This window comes from Alicyclobacillus sp. CIJ1 (genome assembly GCF_057538885.1).
The window spans coordinates 1-3,584 of record NZ_BAAJPH010000135.1 but is presented as its reverse complement, the minus strand read 5'-3'; the positions used below and the strand labels follow the sequence as shown (position 1 = coordinate 3,584).

Here is a 3,584-nt window from a genome sequence, read left to right as displayed (position 1 = left end):
CTAGGATTTCACCACTAGGATCATTCTAGGATCACACTAGGATCACCTCGGATCATCTCTATTCTTTCCTTACTTCCTTCTCTCTCAGAAAAGAAAAAAAGGAAGGAAAGAGAATAATGAAAACCTTTCATTGGGATTGGTGTCTCGTTGATTGGTTTCCAGTCGTCTCCTTCTGCCTCGATTCCGACAACTGGGGGTGAGAGGGATGCCGCGGGACTGCAAGTTGTGTGATTCTTCCATCCGTGAGGAGATCGAAACTCGGTGGTTGTCTGGAGAAAGTTTTCGGGAACTTGAAGCACGATGTGCAGGGCACGGAGAAGAGATCTCAGATTCTGCGATTCGTCGGCATATGATCGAACATGCCTTCTGTGGAAGCCCCGAGGAGTCGATCGACTTCTTGCGGTGGTGGTTCGAGGGCGGCATCGGCTATGTGGAAATCCGACCGATCCCGAATCGGAAGGATGATCGGGAGACAGCAATCAAGGCCGTCAGGGCGCGGCGGTCGTTCACCACGAAGGACTTTGATGCGTTGCGCGACTACTTTGACCGCGGGTACAGAAGCCCGGACATGGCGCGATGCGGATGGTACTTCGGCACCTGCTTGCGCGACAAGCCAGTGCAACGAACGCAGGAGGGGCGCTGGGTTGGCGGCAGTGCGGACGACGTGGTGGCCTGTCCAGGGGCTTGGGCAGACGTGGATGACCATGGCCGGGAAGACGACGAGGAACGCATGGCACAAGCGGAACGCGTGCTGGCTATGCTGGCGGAACGCGGGTTTGTTCCAAGTGCGGTTGTTCGTTCAGGTGGAGGACGCGGACGTCACCTGTACTTCAAGTTCATCCGTCCCGTGGATCCTCAGACAGGACGGAGAATCGTCTGGAAGCTCGCAAAGGTGTTATCGAGTGACCTCAATGTAGCGGATGTTGCGAGAGTGATGCGGATTCCAGGCTCCATGCACACCAAATCGGGGCGTATCGTCAAGGTCATGGTGGAAGAGTGGCGAAAGGACGCGCTGTACAAGCCCGATGAGCTCGAAACAGCGATTGATGGGATTGCTGAAGCGCTGGGCGTTGACTTGACCCGGGCAGAGTCAGTGTCCGCGGTAAATGACAGCGGTGAATTCACGGGGGATTGGAAGCCCGTTCCTGCGGAGTTTGTCGAAGAGCAACTTCCGGCCATTTGTGCGAGGTTCAAGGCGTATGTGCAGGATCCCAACATTGTGAGCGAACCTATATGGCATAAGATGGCGTGTTTGCTGAAATCGATGAATCCTGATTCTTCTCTCTTTCACAAATGGTCGGAAGGCTATGACGCGGGGCCTGGCAAGCGATACAACTGGAGCGAGACTGAGAGGAAGTTCCGTTCGTCACGCCCGATGGCTGTTCTGTGTTCCACGTTCCAAGAACTCGATCCGATGAGTGTTTGTGCAGCGTGCAGGCACTTTCAACGGGGATCCAGCCCAGCGACGTTTGTCCGGAGAGCCTACGCGGCGAAACTGGGGCTTCCGGGACTCTACGGCGCCCCAGATGAAGCGGATGGGCCAAAGATGGACGGGCTTCCGACAAAGACGACGGAAGAGGCGCTGCATGCTAACGGAGGATCTCGGACCGCCGCGGGCGCAGAGGACTGGGCGGAAGCTCCAGAGGACGTGATCGTACATGAGCCCGTCGCTTGGACGGAGGACTTAAGCGAGGCACCGGAGGAAGTCACGAACTGGAGCGAACAGCCGTTTACGAATCACACGGCTCGAAAATGGGCGCGTGCGAAGAAAGGGTATTTCGTCTACGTCGATGAGGAAAAGGGGAAAGAACATCTGCTGCTCCGGCGCATGGCGACCCTCATCAAAAAGGATTTCAATCTTCAGTACTTCTTCCAATCCTGTTACTACTACGACGGGACAATTTACACGACTCCGACAGATGATGGGGAAGACGAGGCCGTCATCCGGGACTTTATCTTGGAGGCCTTGGAGACCATCAAGCCTACGTGGGCGACCTGGTCGCGCGCGGAAGAGATCAGGCGGATGCTCATTAATAACGTCCAACGCGACAGGAACCACTCCGTCGAATCCATTTGCGTTCACGAGGTTTGGAACACAGAGCCGTTGGTGCCATTCGCAAACGGACTGTTGGACATGAGCGATCCGTTTGACCACGATTGGCGCGTCTACGATTTCTCGCCGAGGCATCGGATTAACTGGAAGCTGACGATTCCGTTCTTCGAAAATTGGCACCGAACTCCGAAGTCATGGACGCTTGCGATGAAGGACGCGGAAGTGGATGTGCTGGACTTCTTCCGCACGACGTTCCCTGACGACGAGACGCGACGTTCGATTCTCGAGTTTCTTGGTTATTGCTTGTGCAGATGGGACCAGTCCGAAGAGTGTTACGCCATCCTCTACGGGCCAGGCCAGAACGGCAAATCGACGCTCCTCGGCATGCTGGCGAAGGCCTTCGGGGTTTACGCGGTGACGGAAAGCGTGCAAAGTCTCGAGCGCAACCGCTTCGCGTCGGCTTGTTTGACTCGGGCGGCCATCGACATTGTGCCTGATATGGCGGGCACAGGGATCGAGGACACCAGCTTCCTGAAAGGTTGGATCGGCAACGATGTGGTCAGAGCCGAGCGCAAGTTCAAGGCGTCGTTCGAGTTCAAACCGCAGACAAAGCTGATTTACGGCGCCAACGAGTTGCCGCCTACCAAGGATCCGACCCACGGCTACTTTCGACGGATTCTACTGTATCCGATGATGGAGCGCTTCAAGCGGCAAGGCCCGGGGTGGGTGGAACGGCTGAGGACGCCCGAGGCGTTGTCGTACATGTGCTATCTCGGGTTGCTGCACTATCGGCAGATGCGACGTGAAGGCCGCAACATCACGGAGTCCAAGGAGATGCTTCGCGAGAAGGATTTCTATTGGAGAGCAAATGACTTGGTCAAGGCAGCCATCGACGAGGGGATTATCGAACTCGGCAAGGATTACAGCGTGCCGCGGGATCTGCTCCAGAAGGCGATGGAGATCTACGCGAAGGAGACGGGGCGCAAGTATCCGGGAGCTGCGAAGCTACTCGAACGGTTGCGCAATTATGCTCCCCACAAAATCGACTATTCTCGCCCGCGCTGGAAAGGTAAACCTATTCATGTCTGGACGGGCGTTCGCCTTGGTGAAGCGGGGCGAATGCTGTTGGTGAGTCGCGAAGTCGTGAATCTGGATCAGAGGAAGTTGGAATACATCTCGATGCCAGTCACGGAGGCGTACGCTCAAGAACGTCAATTCGACGATGTTGAGATGCTTGAGTCTGGTTCCTTACCAAAAGACGTCATTCAATAAATCGATGAGGTGTTGACGATGTCGATGAACATCATGAAGTGGGAGAAGATGAGCAGTCCATATTCCGAGGACGCATGGATGGAATTCGCTCAAAAAGGTGATTTTCGACAAGCGATTTGGATGTATGTGTTGAAGCACGTCGGAACATCGTTCGCGGAACTTCAACGACATTTTCGGACTTACATCCCTGTGGATGGAGAGTACGGGCTAACCATTGCTCCAAACAATTTTCTCTGGTGCGGCATGAGTAAAGCATTTG

At 55.1% G+C, this 3,584-nt stretch carries 2 protein-coding genes; both read left to right on the top strand.

Features of this window, described 5'->3' with window-relative positions; translation table 11 throughout:
• The first annotated feature begins 397 nt into the window (after positions 1–397).
• Complete coding sequence (locus AC27E8_RS12390; RefSeq protein WP_487097485.1) at positions 398–3,325, top strand: DUF5906 domain-containing protein; 2,928 nt, start codon at positions 398–400, stop codon at positions 3,323–3,325.
• 18 nt (positions 3,326–3,343) lie between these two features.
• The coding region (locus tag AC27E8_RS12385) for a hypothetical protein (RefSeq protein WP_487097487.1) at positions 3,344–3,584 on the top strand (241 nt) is incomplete at its 3' end.